The sequence below is a fragment of the Kitasatospora sp. NPDC059599 genome (genome assembly GCF_042735125.1).
Classification (GTDB): domain Bacteria; phylum Actinomycetota; class Actinomycetes; order Streptomycetales; family Streptomycetaceae; genus Kitasatospora.
In genome coordinates this window covers 1-2,413 of record NZ_JBHWCL010000293.1, presented here as the reverse complement: position 1 = coordinate 2,413, position 2,413 = coordinate 1, and the positions used below count along the sequence as shown (strand labels likewise).

At 70.3% G+C, this 2,413-nt stretch carries 1 protein-coding gene; it reads left to right on the top strand.

The genetic code is table 11. The annotated features are described in order from the left end of the window. On the top strand, positions 1-2,413 hold a 2,413-nt coding region (locus ACFV04_RS43610; protein ID WP_380536630.1), incomplete at both ends, for an amino acid adenylation domain-containing protein.

The following is a 2,413-nucleotide window of genomic DNA, read 5'->3' as shown; positions in this document are numbered from 1 at the left end:
GCGCCCACCTCACCCACACCCACCACCAACTCCCCCCCACCCACCCCTACCGCGACTTCGTCGCCCACACCCTCAACCACCCCACCAACAGCCGCCAGTACTTCACCGAACACCTCGCCGGCCTGACCCAGCCCACCACCCCCTACAACCTCACCACCACCGACCCGACCACCACTCGCGAAACCCACCACCCCCTGGACCCCGCCCTCACCCACCGGATCCACACCACCTCCCGCCACCACGGCACCACCCCCGCCGCCCTCTTCCACCTCGCCTACGCCCACACCCTCAGCCACCTCACGGGCCACCCCGACACGGTGTTCGGCACGATCCTCCTCGGCCGTCACACCACCGGCTCCCCCCGCAACACCCTCGGCCTCCACATCAACACGCTCCCGATCCGCATCGACACCCGCAACCAGGACGCCCTCACCGCCCTCCACACCACACACCGCCACCTCGCCGACCACCTCGAACACGAGCACACCCCCCTCGCGGTCGCCCAGCAGGCCGGCCCCCTCCCGCCGAACACCCCGCTCTTCACCACCGTCCTCAACTACCGCCACACGCCGATCGACGAGGCGAACATCGAGGACGAACTCGACGGCATCGAGCTGGTCTTCACTCAGGAGCGCACCACCTATCCGCTCGGAGTCTCGATCGACGACTTCGGCAGCGGGTTCGCGTTCACCGTCCAGTGCGACGCCTCCATCGACCCCGAACTCATCCGCGGCCTGCTGCTCACGGCCACCGAGAACATCGTCACCGCCCTCGAAACCGACCCCCACACCCCCCTCGCCGACATCCCCGTCCTCACCCCCGAACTCCGCCACACCCTCCTCACCACCTGGAACGACACCACCACCCCCACCCCCCACACCACACTCACCCACCTCCTCACCGAACAGGCCACCCGCACCCCCGACCACACCGCCCTCGTCTTCGAAGACCAGCAGCTCACCTACACCCAACTCCACACCCACGCCAACCAGTTGGCCCACCACCTCATCCACCACGGCGTCACGCCCGGGTCACTCGTCGCCCTCCGCCTCGACCGTTCCACCGAACTCGTCGTCGCCCTCCTCGCCGTCCTCAAGGCCGGCGCCGCCTACCTCCCCATCGACCCCTCCCACCCCGACGACCGCGTCACCACCATGCTCGACGACGCCCAGCCCGCCCTCCTCCTCACCACCACCACAACCGCCGTATCCACCACGCAAGTTCGGACCATCCACCTCGACCTCACCGACCTCACCGACCAGCCGAACACCGAACCCCCACTGACCGTCCACCCCGACCACGCCGCCTACGTCATCTACACCTCCGGCTCGACCGGCCGCCCCAAGGGCGTCACCATCCCCCACCGCGCCATCGTGAACTTCGCCCTCGGGCAGATCGCCAAGTTCGGGATCGGCCCCGACTCCCGGGTGCCGCAGTTCGCGTCGCCCAGCTTCGACGGGGCGGCCTGGGAGATCTACACCGCCCTGCTCTCCGGCGCCTGCCTGGTCGCGGCGCCGAAGGAGCGACTGCTGTCCGCCAAGGAGCTGGCCGAGATCCTGTCCGAGCACGGGGTGACGCACGCGGTGCTGCCACCGGCCGCGCTGGCCGAACTTCCGGAGGGCGCACTGCCGGACGGCATGACCCTGGTGACGGCCGGCGAATCCTGCCCGCCGCACCTGGTGGAACGCTGGTCGGTCGGCCGCACGATGATCAACGGCTACGGCCCGACCGAGAACACCGTCGGTTCGGTGATGAGCGACGCCCTCTCCGGTGCCGTCGCAGCCCCGATCGGGCGGCCGCTGCCCAACACCCGGGTGTACGTGCTGAACGCGCGACTGGAACCGGTCCCGCCGGGCGTGGACGGCGAACTCTACCTGGCAGGCGTCCAGTTGGCCCGCGGCTACCTCAACCGTCCCGGCCTCACTGCCGAACGCTTCACCGCCTGCCCGTTCGGCGAACCCGGCAGCCGCATGTACCGCACCGGCGACCTCGCCCACTGGACGGAGGACGGCCGACTCGTCTTCGCCGGCCGTGCCGACGAACAGGTCAAGCTCCGCGGCTTCCGGATCGAACTCGGCGAGGTCCAGGCCGCCCTGGCCGCCCACCCCGCCGTCGACCAGGCCGCCGTCGTCGCCCGCGAGGACACCCCCGGCGACAAGCGCCTCGTCGCCTACCTCGTCCCCACCGCCACCGACCACCGCGATGACGACGAACTCGCCGCCCGGGTCCGCGCACACGCCGCCGAGCGGCTGCCCGACTACATGGTTCCGTCAGCGGTCGTGGTCCTCGACGCGCTGCCCGTCACCGTCAACGGCAAACTCGACCAACGCGCCCTGCCCGCCCCCACCCACACCACGAACCACACCGACCGCACCCCCACCACCCCACACGAAGAAGTGCTCTGCGCCGTCTT